The 16,755-nt window shown below is 56.0% G+C and carries 14 protein-coding genes; 7 read left to right on the top strand and 7 right to left on the bottom strand.

All coding sequences use genetic code 11. The features are described 5' to 3' along the window. Nucleotides 1-60: 60 nt before the first annotated feature. The 3 genes from araH to PMI17_RS23815 all read right to left on the bottom strand — a co-directional run bounded on the left by araH (nucleotide 61) and on the right by PMI17_RS23815 (nucleotide 3,734). Nucleotides 61-1,047: an L-arabinose ABC transporter permease AraH gene (gene araH / locus PMI17_RS23825; protein ID WP_007893814.1), complete on the bottom strand. Its 987-nt coding sequence runs from the start codon at nucleotides 1,045-1,047 to the stop codon at nucleotides 61-63. Nucleotides 1,048-1,064: 17 nt separating this feature from the next. Further along, on the bottom strand, nucleotides 1,065-2,585 hold the full coding sequence (gene araG, locus PMI17_RS23820) for an L-arabinose ABC transporter ATP-binding protein AraG (protein WP_007893812.1): 1,521 nt from the start codon (nucleotides 2,583-2,585) through the stop codon (nucleotides 1,065-1,067). Between the two features lie 165 nt (nucleotides 2,586-2,750). Beyond that, nucleotides 2,751-3,734 (bottom strand): arabinose ABC transporter substrate-binding protein, encoded by a 984-nt coding sequence (locus PMI17_RS23815; protein WP_007893809.1) that lies wholly within the window; start codon nucleotides 3,732-3,734, stop codon nucleotides 2,751-2,753. Nucleotides 3,735-4,099: 365 nt separating this feature from the next. On the opposite strand from PMI17_RS23815, the gene PMI17_RS23810 reads away from it, so the two are divergent. Together PMI17_RS23810 and araA are read left to right on the top strand one after the other, a co-directional pair. Next, nucleotides 4,100-5,785 carry a ribulokinase gene (locus PMI17_RS23810; protein WP_007893806.1) on the top strand — a complete coding sequence of 562 codons (1,686 nt, stop codon included), beginning with the start codon at nucleotides 4,100-4,102 and terminating at the stop codon, nucleotides 5,783-5,785. 12 nt (nucleotides 5,786-5,797) lie between these two features. Beyond that, the gene (gene araA, locus PMI17_RS23805; RefSeq protein WP_007893802.1) at nucleotides 5,798-7,300 is read left to right on the top strand and encodes an L-arabinose isomerase; all 1,503 of its coding nucleotides are present in this window, start codon (nucleotides 5,798-5,800) and stop codon (nucleotides 7,298-7,300) included. Nucleotides 7,301-7,720: 420 nt separating this feature from the next. On the opposite strand, the gene yjfF is transcribed toward araA, so the two are convergent. From yjfF to ytfQ, 4 genes are read right to left on the bottom strand one after another with little or no spacing between them, the layout of a single operon-like run. Further along, nucleotides 7,721-8,707 carry a galactofuranose ABC transporter, permease protein YjfF gene (yjfF, locus tag PMI17_RS23800; protein WP_007893799.1) on the bottom strand — a complete coding sequence of 329 codons (987 nt, stop codon included), beginning with the start codon at nucleotides 8,705-8,707 and terminating at the stop codon, nucleotides 7,721-7,723. Then, entirely contained in the window at nucleotides 8,704-9,720 is a 1,017-nt protein-coding gene (gene ytfT / locus PMI17_RS23795) for a galactofuranose ABC transporter, ATP-binding protein YtfT (RefSeq protein ID WP_007893797.1), read from the bottom strand. The genes yjfF and ytfT overlap by 4 nt, the downstream gene beginning before the upstream one ends. Continuing rightward, complete coding sequence (locus PMI17_RS23790) at nucleotides 9,713-11,233, bottom strand: sugar ABC transporter ATP-binding protein (protein WP_007893794.1); 1,521 nt, start codon at nucleotides 11,231-11,233, stop codon at nucleotides 9,713-9,715. Before PMI17_RS23790 ends, ytfT begins: the two co-directional genes overlap by 8 nt. Before the next feature lie 56 nt (nucleotides 11,234-11,289). Next, nucleotides 11,290-12,246, bottom strand: coding sequence for a galactofuranose ABC transporter, galactofuranose-binding protein YtfQ (ytfQ, locus tag PMI17_RS23785; RefSeq protein ID WP_007893793.1), 957 nt, complete (start codon nucleotides 12,244-12,246; stop codon nucleotides 11,290-11,292). Between the two features lie 675 nt (nucleotides 12,247-12,921). Here ytfQ and ydgT point away from each other — a divergent pair. From ydgT to rsxC, 5 genes are all read left to right on the top strand, one after another. Continuing rightward, nucleotides 12,922-13,137, top strand: a complete 216-nt coding sequence (ydgT, locus tag PMI17_RS23780) for a transcription modulator YdgT (protein WP_036622212.1) — start codon at nucleotides 12,922-12,924, stop codon at nucleotides 13,135-13,137. A 110-nt stretch (nucleotides 13,138-13,247) separates the two neighbouring features. Then, the gene (locus PMI17_RS23775; RefSeq protein WP_007893779.1) at nucleotides 13,248-13,688 is read left to right on the top strand and encodes a DUF2569 domain-containing protein; all 441 of its coding nucleotides are present in this window, start codon (nucleotides 13,248-13,250) and stop codon (nucleotides 13,686-13,688) included. Between the two features lie 123 nt (nucleotides 13,689-13,811). Beyond that, on the top strand, nucleotides 13,812-14,393 hold the full coding sequence (rsxA, locus tag PMI17_RS23770; protein WP_007893776.1) for an electron transport complex subunit RsxA: 582 nt from the start codon (nucleotides 13,812-13,814) through the stop codon (nucleotides 14,391-14,393). Continuing rightward, a complete protein-coding gene (gene rsxB, locus PMI17_RS23765) occupies nucleotides 14,393-14,971 on the top strand; it encodes an electron transport complex subunit RsxB (protein ID WP_007893772.1) in 579 nt (192 codons plus the stop codon). Before rsxA ends, rsxB begins: the two co-directional genes overlap by 1 nt. Next, nucleotides 14,964-16,755 (top strand): electron transport complex subunit RsxC (rsxC, locus tag PMI17_RS23760; protein ID WP_007893770.1); only part of this gene is annotated, 1,792 nt, incomplete at its 3' end. The genes rsxB and rsxC, both read left to right, overlap by 8 nt.

Below are 16,755 nucleotides of genomic sequence, written 5' to 3'. Positions count from 1 at the left end.
TCACTTTTCGCGTGAAATGCGCTGAGCGCGCCCTTGATCAGGCGCGCTCAGCCGGGGTTATCAGGCGGCTTTATTTTTCTGTTTGTAGCGGTCAAAAATCACCGCCGCTAACAGTATCAAACCGCGCACCACATACTGTGAGAACGGCGAGATATTCAATAAATTCATCGCATTCTCAACCGTACCGAGAATCAACACCCCCGCCACCACGTAGGAGATTTTGCCGATGCCGCCTTTCAGCGAAACGCCGCCCAGCACGCAGGCGGAAATCACAATCAACTCGTAACCGAGTGAGGTCATCGGCTGGCCGCTGGTCATGCGCGAAGCCAGAATAATACCTGCCGCCGCCGAGACCAAACCCGACAAGATAAAGATGATGATACGGGTGCGCACCACCGGCACGCCGGCGAGGCGCGCGGCTTCTTCATTGCCACCAATCGCCAGCGTGTTGCGGCCAAATGTGGTTTTGTTCAGCAGGAAACCGAACAGCACCATGGTCGCAATGGTCAGCCAGATAGGCGCAGGCACGCCCAGCCAGTTGGCGTAACCGAGGGTAAAGAAGCGCTCGTCTTCAATGCCCACCGCTTTACCGTCGGAGAAGATGTAAGCCAGGCCGCGCACAATCTGCATGGTCGCCAGCGTGGTGATCAAGGCGTTGATTTTCAGTCGGGCGATAACAAAACCGTTAATAAAGCCGGTGGCCATGCCGAGCAGCAAACCTGCTGCCACGCCAATCCACAGGCTTTCGGTCATGTTGATCACCACCGCGGTCACGACGCCGGCGCAGGCAATCACCGAGGCTACCGAGAGGTCAAAATCACCGGAAGCCAGGCAGAACAGCATGCCGCACGCCACCATGCCGGACATCGACATCGCCAGGCCGAGACCTTTCATGTTGATGATCGAACCAAAGTTCGGCACGAAAATGGCACAGACGATAAACAGCAGCGCGAACACCACCAGCATGCCGAAGTTGTCCCAAATCCGCCCCAGCTGCAGCCCATTGCGCTGCGCCGGTGGCGTGTTCGAAGTGGTAGATGAAGCCATTATGGATCTCCTTTACATCAGGCCACGGCGGCCGCTTGAGTGGTTATTGGCATCGCCAGGCTGAGCGTCAGCTGCTCTGTGGCCGTATCGTGGGGCAGTTCACCGGCGATCTCACCTTCGCGCATCACCAGAATGCGGTCGGCTAAACCCATCACTTCCGGTAGATCGCTGGAGGCAAACAGCACCGCAATTCCCTTCTTCGCCAGCTGGTAAATCAGGTTATAGATTTCATGTTTAGCGCCGACGTCAATGCCACGCGTTGGCTCATCCAGCAGAATCACGTTCATCTCTTCCGACAGCCAGCGACCGAGAATCGCCTTCTGCTGGTTGCCACCCGACAGGTTCATAATCAGCTGCTGCGGACCGGGCGTTTTGATGTTGAGCGAACGAATATGGATATCCGCGTTTTTCGCCTCCCAGCTCGGTTTAATCAGGCAACCCGCGGTGAGATTGTGACGGCGCGCGCTGATGTTGATGTTATCGCGCACCGAATGCACCGGAATGATGCCCTCGGATTTACGATCTTCCGGACACAGCATGATGCCAGCGCGAATCGCATCAATCGGCTGGCGAATGTTGAGCTTTTTGCCATCCAGCGTCACGGTGCCGCCACGCAGTTTGGTGGCACCGAACAGCCCTTTCATCAGTTCGCTGCGCCCCGCACCGACCAGCCCAAACAGGCCGACGATCTCACCGGCACGCACCGTCAGTGAAATCGGCATTCGCACGCCTTTCGCTTCCACCGCGTCCAACTGCAGACGCACCGGGCCCAATTCACGTGGCGCGTAACCGTAAATATCCCCCAGATTGCGCCCTACCATCGCCTGCACTAAATCGTCATGATGGGTGTTTTTCATGTCGGTGAAAGTGCGCACATAGCGGCCATCTTTGAACACGGTAATGGCATCACTGAGCGCAAAAATCTCCTCCATGCGATGCGACACGTACAGCACGGTGCGGCCCTGCTCGCGTAGCTGGCGAATAACGCGGAACAGATGGTCGATCTCGCGCGCCGAGAGCGAACTGGTGGGTTCATCAAAGGCGATAATGCGCGCATTACGCGCCAGCGCTTTGGCGATCTCCACCATCTGCCACTGGCCCAGCGACAGATATTTCAGCGGCATATCCGGATCGATATTCATCCCCAGATTTTGCAGCTGTAAACCTGCCTCGTAGCGCAGCAGTTTGCGATTCACCAGCCCACGCTTGTGCGGCAGTTGGCCGAGATAGATGTTCTCGGCCACGCTCATTTCCGGCACCAGATGCAGCTCCTGATAAATGATGGCCACGCCGGCATCCAGCGCATCCACCGTATTGTTGAAGCTCTTCGGCTGGCCTTTGATGCGAATCTCACCGCCGCTCGGCTGATAGCTGCCGCTGAGGATCTTCAACAGCGTCGATTTACCGGCACCGTTTTCCCCCATCAGCGCATGCACTTCACCGGCACGGCAGCTGAATGAGATGTCCTGCAGCGCTTTCACGCCAGGGAAGGTTTTGCTAATGCCATGAAACGACAGAAATACTGGATCAGTGTTCATGGTAACTCCTCTAAGCCTGCATGCTTCGCACTGTAACGGCGTTGGCTGCGTGAACTTACCCCGGTCACTTACCTAAGTAAGCTCCCGGGGATAAGTGCACTTGCCGCCTTGTTACAGCACGAATCATTTTGGCTACCTGTTAATATTGTTTTGGGAGAGATGGAATTACTTCAGCCCTTTCTTATCCAGTTCGGCTTTGAAGTTATCGCGGGTAATTAGCACCACATCGGTGACTTCGGTGAACTTCGGCGGTTCCTGATCTTTAGTGACCCAGTTGTAGAGCATCTCGCTGCTCTTATAACCGTGCACATCCGGACTTGGCAGCAGCGAGCCGTAGAAACCGGTAGCAGAACCTTTCGACAGCTCACTCACCGCATCCACGCCGTTGATGCCGATACCGATGACGTCCGGTGCTTTAAAGCCCTGGCCTTCGGTGGCGCGCACGCCGCCCAGCACGGTGTTATCGTTCATGCCAAGAATCAACCAGTGTTTCACTTCCGGATGCTGCACCAGCAGCGAGTTACCGGCGTCAAATGCGCCTGGGATATCATTGGATTTGGTCGGCACCTGATAGATCTGTTTCTCCGGGAATCCGGCCGCTTTCAGGGCGTCCATTGAACCGCTGGTACGACGACGTGCGGTGTCGAGCTCGTTAGCCGTGATCGCCATTACGCCGGTCTCTTTCGCATCCCAGCCGCGTTTCTGCATCTCTTTATAGAGCTCTTGTCCCTGACGCTCGCCAATTTTGGTCGCCGCCATCATCACCAGGGGCACGGTATCCATCGGCTTGCCTTTGGCAGTAACGAATTGGTCATCTACCGCGATCACTTTCAGACCGTAGCCGCGCGCTTTGGCGACAATCGCCGAACCGAGCTTGGGATCCGGTGTACAGATGACGAAGCCTTTGGCGCCGCTGGCGGCCAGGCTGTCGATGGCATTGAGGGTTTTCTCGCCGTCAGGTACCGCAATTTTGATCACTTCAAAACCGAGATCCTTGCCCGCTTTATCCGCGAATTTCCATTCTGTCTGGAACCAGGGCTCCTCCGGTTGTTTAACGAGGAAACCGAGTTTCATGGTCTCGGCGATAGCGGATTGTGACATAACCGCGGCGAGACTAACCGCCGCCAGCGCTTTAGTGAATTTATGCATGATGCTCTCCGGCACAATGATGTTTTTGGCTGTTATTAACCAATCGGTGTAAACGCTACCAATCAAATTTATTCATAGGGTAAGGCTGAAAATCAGTGCGTTAGCGCAGCGGTTGTGCAAAGGCTGTGCAAACGCTGGGCTAGTTGTAGCGGGAATGACGGGGAAAAATGTAGAGCGGTATCACATCCTAAAACGATGACAAAATTCTCCATATATACAGCGAATTTAACCGGCCATTAACTTTTGCTATGGATCACACAACGTCGCCGATGGCAGAAAAGTGCATATTCTCAGCCGCTGATGACTAACCGCTTATGCGCCACCCTTCCAGGATAGAGCCAGATAACTCACACAGGAGAATCCCAATGGGTGCTGGCACCATAACAATTGGGCTGGATTTTGGCAGTGACTCGGTGCGCGCGCTGGCCGTGGACTGCCACAGTGGTAAAGAGCTGGAAAAAGCGGTGGTGAACTACGCGCGCTGGGCCAATGGGGAATTCTGCGATCCCCATAGCAACCGCTTTCGCCATCATCCGCAGGACTACATTGATGCGCTGGAACAGGCGATTGTGGCGGTGGTGAAGGCGTTAACACTGGAGCAGCGCGCTGCCGTTGTCGGCATCGGCGTCGATTCCACTGGATCCACACCGGCACCTATCGATCGCGATGGCAACGTGCTGGCGCTGCGTCCTGAGTTCGCCAGCAATCCGAATGCGATGTTTGTGCTGTGGAAAGATCACACCGCGATTGAGGAAGCCGAAGAGATCAATCAGCTGTGTCGTAGCGGTCGTTTCAACGATTACACCCGCTATATTGGCGGCGTGTATTCGTCGGAGTGGTTCTGGGCCAAGATACTGCACGTATCACGCGCTGATGCTGCGGTACGTGACGCGGCAGTGTCTTGGGTGGAACTGTGCGATTGGGTGCCGGCGTTACTCAGCGGCACCACCGCCCCCGCGCAACTGCGACGTGGGCGCTGCGCAGCCGGACATAAATCATTGTGGCATCCGGAATGGCAAGGCCTGCCGCCGGCTGACTTCTTCAACGCGCTCGATCCGATCCTGAGCGAAAAGCTCGACTCCCCGCTCTTCACTGAAACCTGGACCGCCGATATCCCGGTCGGCACGCTGAGCAGCGAGTGGGCGCAGCGCCTCGGCTTATCTGAACAGGTGGTCTTGTCGGGCGGCGCCTTTGACTGCCATATGGGTGCCGTTGGTGCTGGCGCACAGCCTTATACGCTGGTGAAAGTGATTGGTACCTCAACCTGCGACATCTTGATTGCCGACAGCGACACCGTCGGCGACCGCACCATTAAAGGCATTTGCGGCCAGGTTGATGGCAGCGTGGTGCCGGGCGCGATCGGCTGTGAAGCTGGACAATCGGCGTTTGGTGATATTTATGCCTGGTTCAGCCGCCTGCTGGGCTGGCCGTTGCAACAGGCCGCGCAGCAGCATCCTGAACTCAAGCCGCAGCTGGCCGCGCTGCAAAAAGATCTGATCCGCAATCTCACTGAAGCCTGGGCCGCCAATCCACAGCTTGATCACCTACCGGTGGTGCTGGACTGGTTCAACGGCCGCCGCACGCCGGATGCTAATCAGCGCTTAAAAGGGGTGATTACCGACCTCAATCTCGGTACCGATGCGCCTGCGCTGTTTGGTGGCCTCATCGCCGCCACCGCCTTTGGCGCGCGCGCTATTATGGAGTGTTTCGAGCAGCAGCAGATTCCGGTGCAGAGCATCCTGACGCTCGGCGGCATTGCACGCAAATCCCCCGCCATCATGCAAGCTTGCTGCGATGTAATGAACCGTCCGCTGGATATCGTCGCCTCTGACGAATGTTGCGCGCTGGGTGCCGCCATTTTTGCCGCCGTAGCGGCGGGCGTGTATGCCGACGTGCCTGACGCTCAGCAGGTGATGGCAAGTCCGATTGATGTGACGCTGCAACCCAACGCCGAGCGCGTTGTGGTTTATCAGCAGCTTTATCAACGTTATCAACACTGGTGCCAGGCCGCTGAACCGCAGTATGCCGCACGCACCGCATCCGCTCAGTAAAGGAGAGATTTTATGGAACAGCACAACGCACAACAGGTGTGGTTTGTTATTGGCACGCAGCACCTTTACGGCGCGGAAACCTTGCGTCAGGTGGAGCAGCACGCTCGCCAGGTGATGGACGGATTGAACCAGGCCGGGACCTTGCCGACGCAACTGGTGCTAAAACCGCTGGTGAAGTCACCGGACGAAGCGCTGGCCTTGTGCCGCGACGCCAACCACGATAATCAGTGCGTCGGCATCATTACCTGGCTACACACCTTTTCTCCGGCCAAGATGTGGATCGGCGGGTTGAGCATCCTGAATAAACCGCTGCTGCAATTCCATACCCAGTTCAACGCGGAGATTCCGTGGGACAGCATGGATATGGACTTTATGAACCTTAACCAAACCGCGCACGGCGGCCGCGAATTCGGCTTTATTGGCGCGCGCATGGGACTGCAACACAGTGTGGTGACCGGCCACTGGCAGGATAAAACCAGCCAGCAGCGCATTGGTCGCTGGATCAATGCGGCATTGGCCAAACAGGCTAGCCAACAGCTGAAAGTGGCCCGCTTCGGCGACAATATGCGTGAAGTGGCGGTGACCGAAGGCGATAAAGTGGCGGCACAGATTCAGTTCGGCTATTCGGTGAACGGCTGGGGCGTCGGTGATTTGGTCGAGGTGGTTAATAGCGTCAGCGACGGCGACGTCAACGCGCTAATCGACGAATATGAGAGCCAATATCGCTTTACCGCTGCTGCCGCGGTAAACGGTGACAAGCGGCAAAACGTGCTGGATGCGGCGCGTATCGAACTGGGGCTGAAGCGCTTCCTTGAGGCCGAAGGTTGTAAAGCTTTCACGACCAACTTCCAGACCTTACACGGCATGACGCAGCTGCCTGGTTTGGCAGTGCAGCGCTTGATGGGCCAGGGTTACGGCTTCGCCGGTGAAGGTGACTGGAAAACTGCCGCGCTGCTGCACATCCTCAAGGTACAAGCGGGCGCACGTGCGGGCGGGACCTCATTTATGGAGGATTACACCTATCACTTCTCACCTGGCAACGATTTGGTGTTGGGCTCGCACATGCTGGAAGTGTGCCCGTCCATCGCCAAAGAGGAGAAGCCGCTGATTGATGTGCAGTTCCTCGGCATTGGTGATAAAGCCGATCCGGCACGCATGATCTTCTCCACGCCTGCTGGACGCGCGGTGAATGCCAGCGTGATTGACCTTGGCGATCGTTTCCGTCTGCTGGTGAATGTGGTGGATGCCATTGAGCAGCCAAAACCGTTGCCAAAACTACCGGTGGCGCGTGCGCTGTGGCGCGCCCAGCCGTCGCTGGCCACCGCCTCTGAAGCCTGGATTTTGGCCGGCGGTGCGCACCATACGGTGTTCAGCCAGGCGCTGGATTTAGATGATATGTATCTTTACGGCGAGCTAAATGGCATTGAAGTGCTGGTGATTGATGAGGAGACGCGTTTACCCGCATTTAAAGATGCGCTGCGCTGGAATGAAGCCTATTACCGCTTAGCGCGTTGAAGTTGCAGGGATTAACCAAGGCCGCGATGATTCGCGGCCTTTTTATTGGCTGAAGGAATTGGTGCTGATCAGTCGGAAAAGGTGGGCGTTGCGTAAAGACGGCGTAAATACATCCCTGTAGCCTCGGCCGCCGCATCCTTGCGGCGGACGCTTTACTCCACTGCCCACCTTTTCCTCTTTAATGGAAGTAGGTAGCCGCTTTATTAAACAGCGATGACATTATCCACGAGGTCAGGAAAGGCCAGCCCGAAGAGCAAAGCGTCCGAGCCAGGAGGGCGAGGCCGATCTGCATGGATGCAGGGTTTCTTTGCGATCGGGCTGGCCTTTCCTGCCGGAGCACCCAATCCCGCAGCCACAAGGCAAACCAGGTGGCCATAAATGGCCACCCTGCGATGTTTCAGAAACAATGGGGTTTAGTATCTAAGAGGTTAAACGCTTAACCGGCGCGTTCTGCTGGCGATCCCACATCACGGTCAGCAGGCGTTGCAGCGCGATAAAGGCAAACAGCAGAATCCCGATGGCGATCTTGGTCCACCACGAACTCAGGGTGCCATCAAAGTTAATCCAGGTTTGAATCAATCCCTGAATTAACACGCCGAACAGCGTGCCCAGGACCGTGCCCACGCCGCCAGACAGCAAGGTGCCGCCGATCACCACTGAGGCAATGGCATCCAGCTCTACGCCCAATCCCGCTAACGCATAGCCCGCCGAGGTGTAAATCGAAAACACAATGCCTGCCAGCGTCGCCAGCGTGGTCGATAACATATAAATCTTGATGGTGGTCGCGCGGGTTGAAATACCCATCAGCTGCGCCGAGGCCAGGCTGCCGCCAATAGCGTACACCTGATTACCAAAGCGCGTGCGATGCGCCAGAATAATGCCGCCGATCACCACCACCAGCATAATGACCGCCAGTAAACTGAGGCGACCACCACCCGGTATCTTCCACGCCAGGCTCGACAGCGTGCTATAGAGCGGATGATCGATGGGAATCGAATTCTCTGACACCAGATAGCTACAGCCGCGCAGGAAAAACATCCCCGCCAGCGTAATGATAAAGGCTGGGATTTTCAGCGCATCGATCAGCCAGCCCATCATCGCGCCAAACAGCGCGCCCATCGCTAATACCAGTGCAAATGCCAGCAACGGATCGAGATGATAATCACCAATCACCCGCGCCAGAAACACCCCGCTAAAGGCAATCACCGCACCCACCGACAAATCAATGCCGCCGGACAAAATCACGAAGGTCATCCCCACGGCGATAATCCCAAGGAAGGCATTATCGGTCAGAATATTGCAGATCACGCGCGTTGAAGCGAAGCCGGGAAACTGACTCAGGCAAAACAGATAACCCGCCACAAATACCAACAGCGTAATCATCAAGGGCAGATGACGTTTAATCATTTCGGGCGTCTCCGTTTCAACATGGCAATAAAGCGAGGCGACTGCAGCAGCAGTACGCACATCACCACCACCGCTTTCACCACCTGATTGAGTTCAGGCTGGAAGCCGGACAGCAAAATACCGGTATTCATCGACTGAATAATCAGCGCGCCAATCAGTGACAGCACCAGATTGAAACGTCCGCCCATCAGCGAGGCGCCGCCAATCACCACTGCCAGAATCGCATCCAGCTCTAACCACAAACCGGCGTTATTGGCATCGGCACCGCGAATGTCCGCCGCGACGATCATGCCCGCCACCGCCGCACACATGCCGCTGATCACATAGGTCGACATCACCACCAGCCAACCGTTAACGCCGGCATTACGCGCCGCGCGCAGATTAATGCCCACCGCTTCGATAAACAGCCCGAGTGCGGTTTTGCGCGTCAATAGCCACACCACTAACGCCACCAGCAGCGTAATCCACACTGGCACCGGCAGCAGCCACAGTGAACCACTGCCGAACCACGCCAGGCTGTCGCTATTGAAGGTGACAATCTGTCCCTGGGTAATGAGCTGCGCCACACCGCGCCCGGCGACCATCAGGATTAAGGTGGCGACAAATGGCTGAATTTTTAACAGCGCCACCAGCACGCCATTCCACAAACCGCAGGCCAGGCCGGTGCCGAGCGTCACCAGAATAATGAACGGCAAGCTATGTCCGGCTACGGTTAAGGTGGCGGCCGTGGCGCCGGCAATCGCCATTACCGCGCCCACTGACAGGTCGATGCCGCCGGTGGCAATCACCAGCGTCATGCCGATCGCCAGGAGAGCGACCGGCGCAGCACGATTAAGGATATCAATCGGACTGCCGAACAGGCGCCCATCCTGAATGTGAATGGCGAAAAAGTTATTCGCCACCAGGCTATCTACCAGCAGCACCAGAATCAGCGCCACAATTTGCGGCATACCGGGCGGCAGCTTCGGCTTACGCCGTTCGGGTTTATCATGTGTCATAGGCGATTCAAGCATGTTGTGCTCCTCCATCGGCTATGGCGTTGACGATTGAAGCCACCGACAGCTGCTCCAGCGGGATTTCAGCCACCTGCTTCAAATCGCGCATGATCAACACGCGATCGGCGTAGCCCACCAGCTCTTCGAGTTCAGAGGAGATAACCAGCAGCGCCAGTCCGTCGGCGCATAAGGTCTCAATTAAGCGAATGATCTCAGCATGCGCGCCCACATCAATGCCGCGCGTCGGCTCGTCGAGGATCAGGAATTGGGGTTTGGTCACCAGCCAGCGCGATAGCAGCACCTTCTGCTGATTACCGCCGGACAACAGCTCGACCGGTTGATCGGCATGCGGCGTGCGAATACCGAGACTTTTGATAAAGCGTTCAGCAATCTCCTGCTGCTCACGGCGCTTAATCGGTCGCAGCCAGCCGCGCTGCGCCTGCAACGCCAGAATGATGTTTTCGCGTACCGAAGCAGCGCCGATAATGCCGTCAGTTTTACGATCTTCCGGACAGAAGCCCATGCCGAGGCGCGATGCTTTCGCCGGTGTGCGAATGTTTTGCAGCTTGCCTTTAATGGTCGCGGTGCCGCGATCGGCACGGCGAATGCCAAACAGCACTTCAGCGGTTTCCGTCCGGCCAGAGCCCAGCAAGCCCGCCAGACCCACCACTTCGCCCGGTCGCACCTGCAGGTTGAACGGCTCAATGGTGCCCTTTTTACCGTAATCCTCAAACGACACCACCGGCTGATTGCTGCGTAGCGTGCTGCCCTGCCGCTGTAAGGCGGTTTCCAGCAGCTCACGCCCCAGCATCAATTTGATCAGTTCAATCTGCGGCAGTGTGGCGGTATCGCGCGTGGCAATAAATTGGCCGTTGCGCAGCACGGTTATACGATCGGTAATGCGATAAACCTGGTCGAGAAAATGGGTGACAAAAATCAGGCTCATCCCTTTGGCTTTTAGCTGCGCCATCAGGGTAAACAGCATCTCGACTTCGTTGGCATCGAGGCTGGCAGTCGGTTCATCCAGAATCAGCACCTGCGCCGAGAGATCCACCGCGCGGCAAATCGCAATAATCTGCTGCATGGCCACCGAGAAGTGACCAAGCGGGCGCGTCACATCCAGCACAAAGCCGTAATTACGCATCAAGAGGTCGGCATCGCGCACCATGCGTTTACGATCAATCATGCCGAAGCGCCGCGGTTCGCGACCAATGTACAAATTATCCGCCACCGACATGTTCGGCAGCAGATTCACTTCCTGATAAACCGTGCCAATGCCCATCTCCTGCGCATCAGCGGTATTGTGTGGCGTAATCGCCTTGCCATTCAGCGTAACTGTGCCGGCATCCCGGGTGTAAACGCCGGTCAGCACTTTGATCAGCGTGGATTTACCCGCGCCGTTTTCGCCCAGCAGCGCCATAATCTCGCCCTTGCGGATGCTGAACGAGACATTATCCAGCGCCTTTACGCCAGGAAAACCTTTGCTGACGCCGCTAATAGTCAGCAGTGCGGCTTCATCGGAGGTGCTCATCAGGTTCTACCTCGCCTTACGTCATCAAAAACCGCCCCGAAGGGCGGTCGCGGGGATCAGTAACCCATGCCTTTTTTGGTATCGAGCTGCGCCTGCGCGGAATCTGGCAGATACAGTTTCGATTCTGTTTTGATGATTTTTGGCGGCAGCGTGCCGTCTTTTTTGAATTTCTCCAACGCGTCGAAGGCTGGACCGGCCATGTTTGGCGTCAGCTCCACGTTGGCATTGGCTTCACCGGCCAGCATCGCTTTGTAGATATCCGGTACACCGTCAATCGAACCGGTGAGGATATCTTTGCCTGGCTTGAGGCCAGCTTCCTTAATCGCCTGGATGGCACCGATCGCCATATCATCGTTGTGCGCGTAAACCATGCAGATGTTCTTGCCGTTGTTTTCCGCCTTGATAAAGCTCTCCATCACCTCTTTACCTTTACTGCGGGTAAAGTCACCGGACTGCGAGCGAATCACTTTGATGTTGTCGTGGCCGGCGATGGCCTCGGCGAAGCCTTTCTTACGATCAATCGCCACGCTGGCGCCAACCGTGCCTTGCAGCTCTACCACGTTACATTTTTTGTCCGCGACGGTTTTCACCAGCCAGTCACCAATCAACTTGCCTTCCAGCACGTTGTCAGCGGTGACCACCGCCATATACAGGGATTTATCTTTTACCACGATGGCACGGTCTAACAGGAACACCGGGATTTTGGCGTCTTTGGCTTCTTCCAGCACCGGTTCCCAACCCGTTTGCACCACTGGCGCAATGAAGATTGCGTCAACGCCCTGCGCAATGAAGGAGCGTACCGCTTTGATTTGGTTCTCCTGTTTCTGCTGACCATCGGCGATTTTCAGGGTAATACCGCGCTTCTGCGCTTCACTTTTCGCCACGTTGGTTTCCGCTGAACGCCAGCCAGATTCCGAGCCAACCTGTGAGAAGCCCACGGTCATATCCGCAGCCAGCACCGATGTACTGAGTGCCGAGCTCACCATGGCAGTCAAGAGTAAACGTTTCCACATGATTTCATTCCTCTGAAGGGAGTGTGTTGTAGGGGTACAAAACGCGAATTAAGCCTGGCTGAAAAGCGCGTAAACAAGCGCGACATACTTCACAAATCAGAGTGAATTAAAGGAGTTACGGCAACGAGCAATGCATAGGTGGCAGCAGACTTATGGACAAAATGCCTGCAAATCAAAGCGGAGGTGGTTAAATAAATGTAATAAACAGAATCGCTTATGCATCACAGCATTGGAAACGATTACAGCAGATGCGTAAAGAATGGTTACTGCCTGAGCACAACAACAATTATTAGTTTTGTGATTATTCGCACACATTGTGATTTGGTGTTTCATGGCGTGTACATAAATTTGCTGACCAGTCAGGAATAAATAATGGATTCAGCCGCATTACGGTCGTGAAATACTATTATAGAGACGGATAAACAGCGGCCATATTAATAACGCATAAACGCTGTGAGATTTTCTAACAACCCCACCGCTGACGGGCCTAAAAGTGGCTTAAATTGCCCTTTAAATGCGCGTTTAAATGACTAAAAAGCCAAAAAAGTGTCGTTTCATGAGCGAATTAGCGCATGTTGTCTGAATTTTGTATTTTTTTAAGTCCAGCGTATGGACTCTGGCTGCGTGCTCCCTATACTTGGGCACTTCCGAGTACTTTATTTTTAAATGGCAATCATGACTGCGTTAGATTACCTGATGAAATTTCGTAAAGTGAATAATCTCGATAGTCTGGAAAAACTCTACGACCATCTTAATTATTCCCTGACTGATGATAACGAGATCATCAATATGTATCGCGCTGCCGACCATCGACGTGCTGAATTGGTCTCCGGCGGACGTCTGTACGATCTTGGCCGGGTGCCAAAAACCGTCTGGCGTTACGTGATCTAATTGATTTATCCCCGCTTTATCTGCGCTTTTGCGTTGTCCAGGTCGGGCGTGCCCCGTTTGGACATGATACGCTCTGCATCGCCCTCTTTTCTGTAAACAGGATCTTCTCGATGACCGAACAGGTTTTCCCGCCACGCATCGCTGGCTGGCTGTTGCTGCCGCTGGCGTGGCTGATTATGACGATGTTAACCAGTGCCCTTGTGGTAGCAATGTATCTGAGCCCGTTGTTCAACCCCGAATTGCGCCCCACGCTGTTTTCACACGGCACGCTGCTGACGCAATGGTCAGTGTCGCTGCTCACCGCCGCCGTCGTTTGGGCCTACAGTATTTGGGTTTGCTGGATTTTCTGTAAACGCTCACGCCGTTTACCGCGTCACTACATCCTGTGGCTGTTGATGACGGTTTTGTTGGCGCTAAAAACCTTCGCTTTTACCCCGGTTGCGGATGGTAAAGCGATTCAGACGTTACTGCTGTCACTGCTGGCCGCTGCGGTGTTTGTCCCCTATTTCAAACGCTCACAGCGGGTTAAACAGACGTTTATCCAGTCGTAATGGCGGGAGTTTCGTCAGCAATTTAATTCTGAGTGCTCTCAACCCCCACACAAACCGCGTGAAGGTTGAGATGCAGCTCTCAATTCCGGATAATAGACGCCTTTCGGCTTCCCAGGTTAAAAAATGACCGATTACTTACTTCTCTTTATTGGCACCGTGCTGGTGAACAACTTCGTGTTGGTCAAATTCCTCGGCCTCTGCCCATTTATGGGCGTGTCAAAAAAATTGGAAACGGCCATTGGCATGGGACTTGCCACCACTTTCGTGATTACGCTGGCGGCGATCTGCGCCTGGCTGGTCAATCACCTGATTCTGGTACCGCTCGATCTGGTTTATCTGCGCACCATGGCCTACATCCTGGTGATCGCGGTCGTGGTGCAGTTCACCGAAATGGTGGTGCGCAAAACCAGTCCGTCGCTCTATCGCCTGCTCGGCATCTTCCTGCCGCTGATCACCACCAACTGTGCGGTGCTGGGCGTGCCGTTGCTGAGCGTCAACCTGAATCACACGTTCCTGCAAGCTGCGCTGTATGGCTTCAGTGCTTCACTCGGCTTCTCGCTGGTGATGGTGCTGTTCGCCGGCATGCGCGAACGTCTGGTGCTGGCTAATGTGCCCGCGCCTTTTAAAGGCAACTCGATCGCACTGATTACCGCAGGTCTGATGGCGCTGGCATTCATGGGCTTCACCGGGCTGGTGAAATTCTAATGACTGCGATTTGGATTGCTATTGCGGTACTCGCTGCGCTGAGCCTGGTGTTTGGCGCCCTGCTCGGTTACGCCTCGCGTCGCTTCGAGGTGGAAGAAGATCCGATTGTTGAGCAAATCGATGCCATTTTGCCGCAGAGCCAATGTGGACAATGCGGCTATCCCGGCTGCCGTCCTTACGCGGATGCGGTGGGTAACAACGGTGAAGCAATCAATAAATGCGCGCCGGGCGGCGAGCAAACCATGCTCAAGCTGGCATCGCTGCTCAACGTTGAACCGCAACCGCTGGACGGCGGCGCAGACGTATTGGAACCGATTCGTACTGTTGCCTGGATCGATGAAGCCAACTGCATCGGCTGCACCAAATGTATTCAGGCCTGCCCGGTTGATGCGATTGTGGGTGCCACGCGCGCCATGCATACCGTGCTGAGCGACGTTTGCACCGGCTGCGATCTCTGTGTTGCGCCTTGCCCAACCGACTGTATTGAGATGCGCCCAGTGGCCACCACCACGGCGAACTGGAAGTGGAATCTCGACACCATTCCTGTACGGGTGATCCCGGTAGAAACCCATGCTTAATTTGTTAAACCTGTTCCGCAAAGAGAAGCTGTGGGATTTTCAGGGCGGCATTCATCCGCCGGAAATGAAAACCCAGTCAAACGGTACGCCGCTCAGTCAGCTACCGCTGCCCGATCGCTTCATCATTCCGTTAAAACAGCACATCGGTCATGAAGGCGAGATTTGTGTTGCACCGGGTGATAAGGTGCTGCGCGGTCAGCCGCTGACGTTTGGCGGCGGACGCATGCTGCCGGTGCACGCGCCCACCTCCGGTACCATTGAAGAGATTGCGCCGCACATGACGGCGCACCCTTCTGGTTTATCTGAGCTGTGCATTTTTCTGCGTGCCGACGGTGAAGATCGCTGGACCACGCTCGATCCACAGCCCGATTATCGCGCGCTCTCCCGTGAAGATGCCGTAAAACGCATCCACAATGCCGGCATCGCCGGTTTAGGCGGCGCAGGATTTCCGACCGCCACCAAACTGCGCGGCGGCCTGCGCGGCGTTAAAACGCTGATCATTAATGCTGCCGAGTGCGAGCCTTATATCACCGCCGATGACCGCTTAATGCAGGATTGCGCCGCCGAAGTGCTGGAAGGCTGCCGCATTCTGGCGTGGGTGCTACAGGCCGAACGCGTGTTGATTGGCATTGAAGATAACAAGCCTGAAGCGATTGCCGCACTTAAGCAGGCGCTGGGCGGCGATCGTGAGTTGCAGATTCGCGTTATCCCTACCAAGTATCCTTCTGGCGGGGCCAAACAGCTCACTCAGATTCTCACCGGCCTTGAAGTGCCACACGGTGGACGATCCACCGATATTGGCGTGCTGATGCAAAACGTCGGCACCGCGTGGGCGGTGAAACGCGCCATCGTTGACGGTGAACCGATTACCGAACGCGTAGTGACGCTGACCGGTGAAGCGCTGGCCCGCCCGCGCAACGTCTGGGGACGTCTCGGCACGCCGGTGAGCCATCTGCTACAACATGCCGGTTTCACTCCGGGTTCACGCCAAATGGTGATCATGGGCGGTCCGCTGATGGGCTTTACCCTGCCATCACTGAATGTGCCGCTGGTGAAAATTTCCAACTGCATTCTGGCGCCTTCCGCCAGCGAGATGGGCAACGATCAGGAAGAACAATCCTGCATTCGCTGCAGCGCCTGTGCGGATGCCTGCCCGGCGAAACTGCTGCCGCAGCAGCTATTCTGGTACAGCCAGGGCGGCGATCACGATAAAGCACGCGCGCATAATATCGATGACTGCATTGAGTGCGGCGCCTGCGCCTATGTCTGCCCCAGCAATATTCCGCTGGTGCAATATTATCGCCAGGAGAAGGCCGAACTGCGCGCCATCGACCTTGAAGCGCAACGTACCGCCGAAGCTAAAGCCCGCTTTGAAGCCCGTCTGGCACGTTTAGAGCGTGAAAAACAGGCGCGTGAAGCGCGTCATGAACAGGCCAAGCAGCGCGTGGCGCGTAGCGATCAGGGTGAACGTGATGCCGCCGTGGCGCGTGTGAAAGCGCGTCAGGAAAAAACACCCGAGCAAGCAACGGCAGAGCGCGCAGCGCGTCACGCACAAGCTCTGGCGCAGCAGGCCGAGAAACAAGCTGAAACCCAGGCGCTGAGCCGCCAGTCAGGCGATCCGCGTAAAGCGGCGGTGGAAGCGGCGATTGCCCGCGCCAAGGCGAAGAAAGCTGCCGCACCAGCGGCTGAAACCACGCCGGCTGCACCGGAAAGCGCTGCGCCTGCCACTGAGGTCGATCCGCGCAAAGCCGCAGTCGAAGCGGCGATTGCGCGTGCGAAAGCGA

It is taken from the genome of Pantoea sp. GM01 (assembly GCF_000282675.1).
GTDB classification, from domain to species: Bacteria; Pseudomonadota; Gammaproteobacteria; order Enterobacterales; family Enterobacteriaceae; genus Pantoea; species Pantoea nemavictus.
The sequence above is the reverse complement of the archived record's forward strand: the minus strand, read 5'-3'. Positions and strand labels throughout refer to the sequence as shown.

Coding starts and splice junctions, on each gene's coding strand:
- rsxA (WP_007893776.1), top strand. CDS start 13,812: ATGACCGATTACTTACTTCTCTTTATTGGCACCGTGCTGGTGAACAAC.
- ytfQ (WP_007893793.1), bottom strand. CDS start 12,246: ATGTGGAAACGTTTACTCTTGACTGCCATGGTGAGCTCGGCACTCAGT.
- PMI17_RS23815 (WP_007893809.1), bottom strand. CDS start 3,734: ATGCATAAATTCACTAAAGCGCTGGCGGCGGTTAGTCTCGCCGCGGTT.
- ydgT (WP_036622212.1), top strand. CDS start 12,922: ATGACTGCGTTAGATTACCTGATGAAATTTCGTAAAGTGAATAATCTC.
- yjfF (WP_007893799.1), bottom strand. CDS start 8,707: ATGATTAAACGTCATCTGCCCTTGATGATTACGCTGTTGGTATTTGTG.
- PMI17_RS23775 (WP_007893779.1), top strand. CDS start 13,248: ATGACCGAACAGGTTTTCCCGCCACGCATCGCTGGCTGGCTGTTGCTG.
- araH (WP_007893814.1), bottom strand. CDS start 1,047: ATGGCTTCATCTACCACTTCGAACACGCCACCGGCGCAGCGCAATGGG.
- PMI17_RS23810 (WP_007893806.1), top strand. CDS start 4,100: ATGGGTGCTGGCACCATAACAATTGGGCTGGATTTTGGCAGTGACTCG.
- araA (WP_007893802.1), top strand. CDS start 5,798: ATGGAACAGCACAACGCACAACAGGTGTGGTTTGTTATTGGCACGCAG.
- PMI17_RS23790 (WP_007893794.1), bottom strand. CDS start 11,233: ATGAGCACCTCCGATGAAGCCGCACTGCTGACTATTAGCGGCGTCAGC.
- rsxB (WP_007893772.1), top strand. CDS start 14,393: ATGACTGCGATTTGGATTGCTATTGCGGTACTCGCTGCGCTGAGCCTG.
- araG (WP_007893812.1), bottom strand. CDS start 2,585: ATGAACACTGATCCAGTATTTCTGTCGTTTCATGGCATTAGCAAAACC.
- ytfT (WP_007893797.1), bottom strand. CDS start 9,720: ATGCTTGAATCGCCTATGACACATGATAAACCCGAACGGCGTAAGCCG.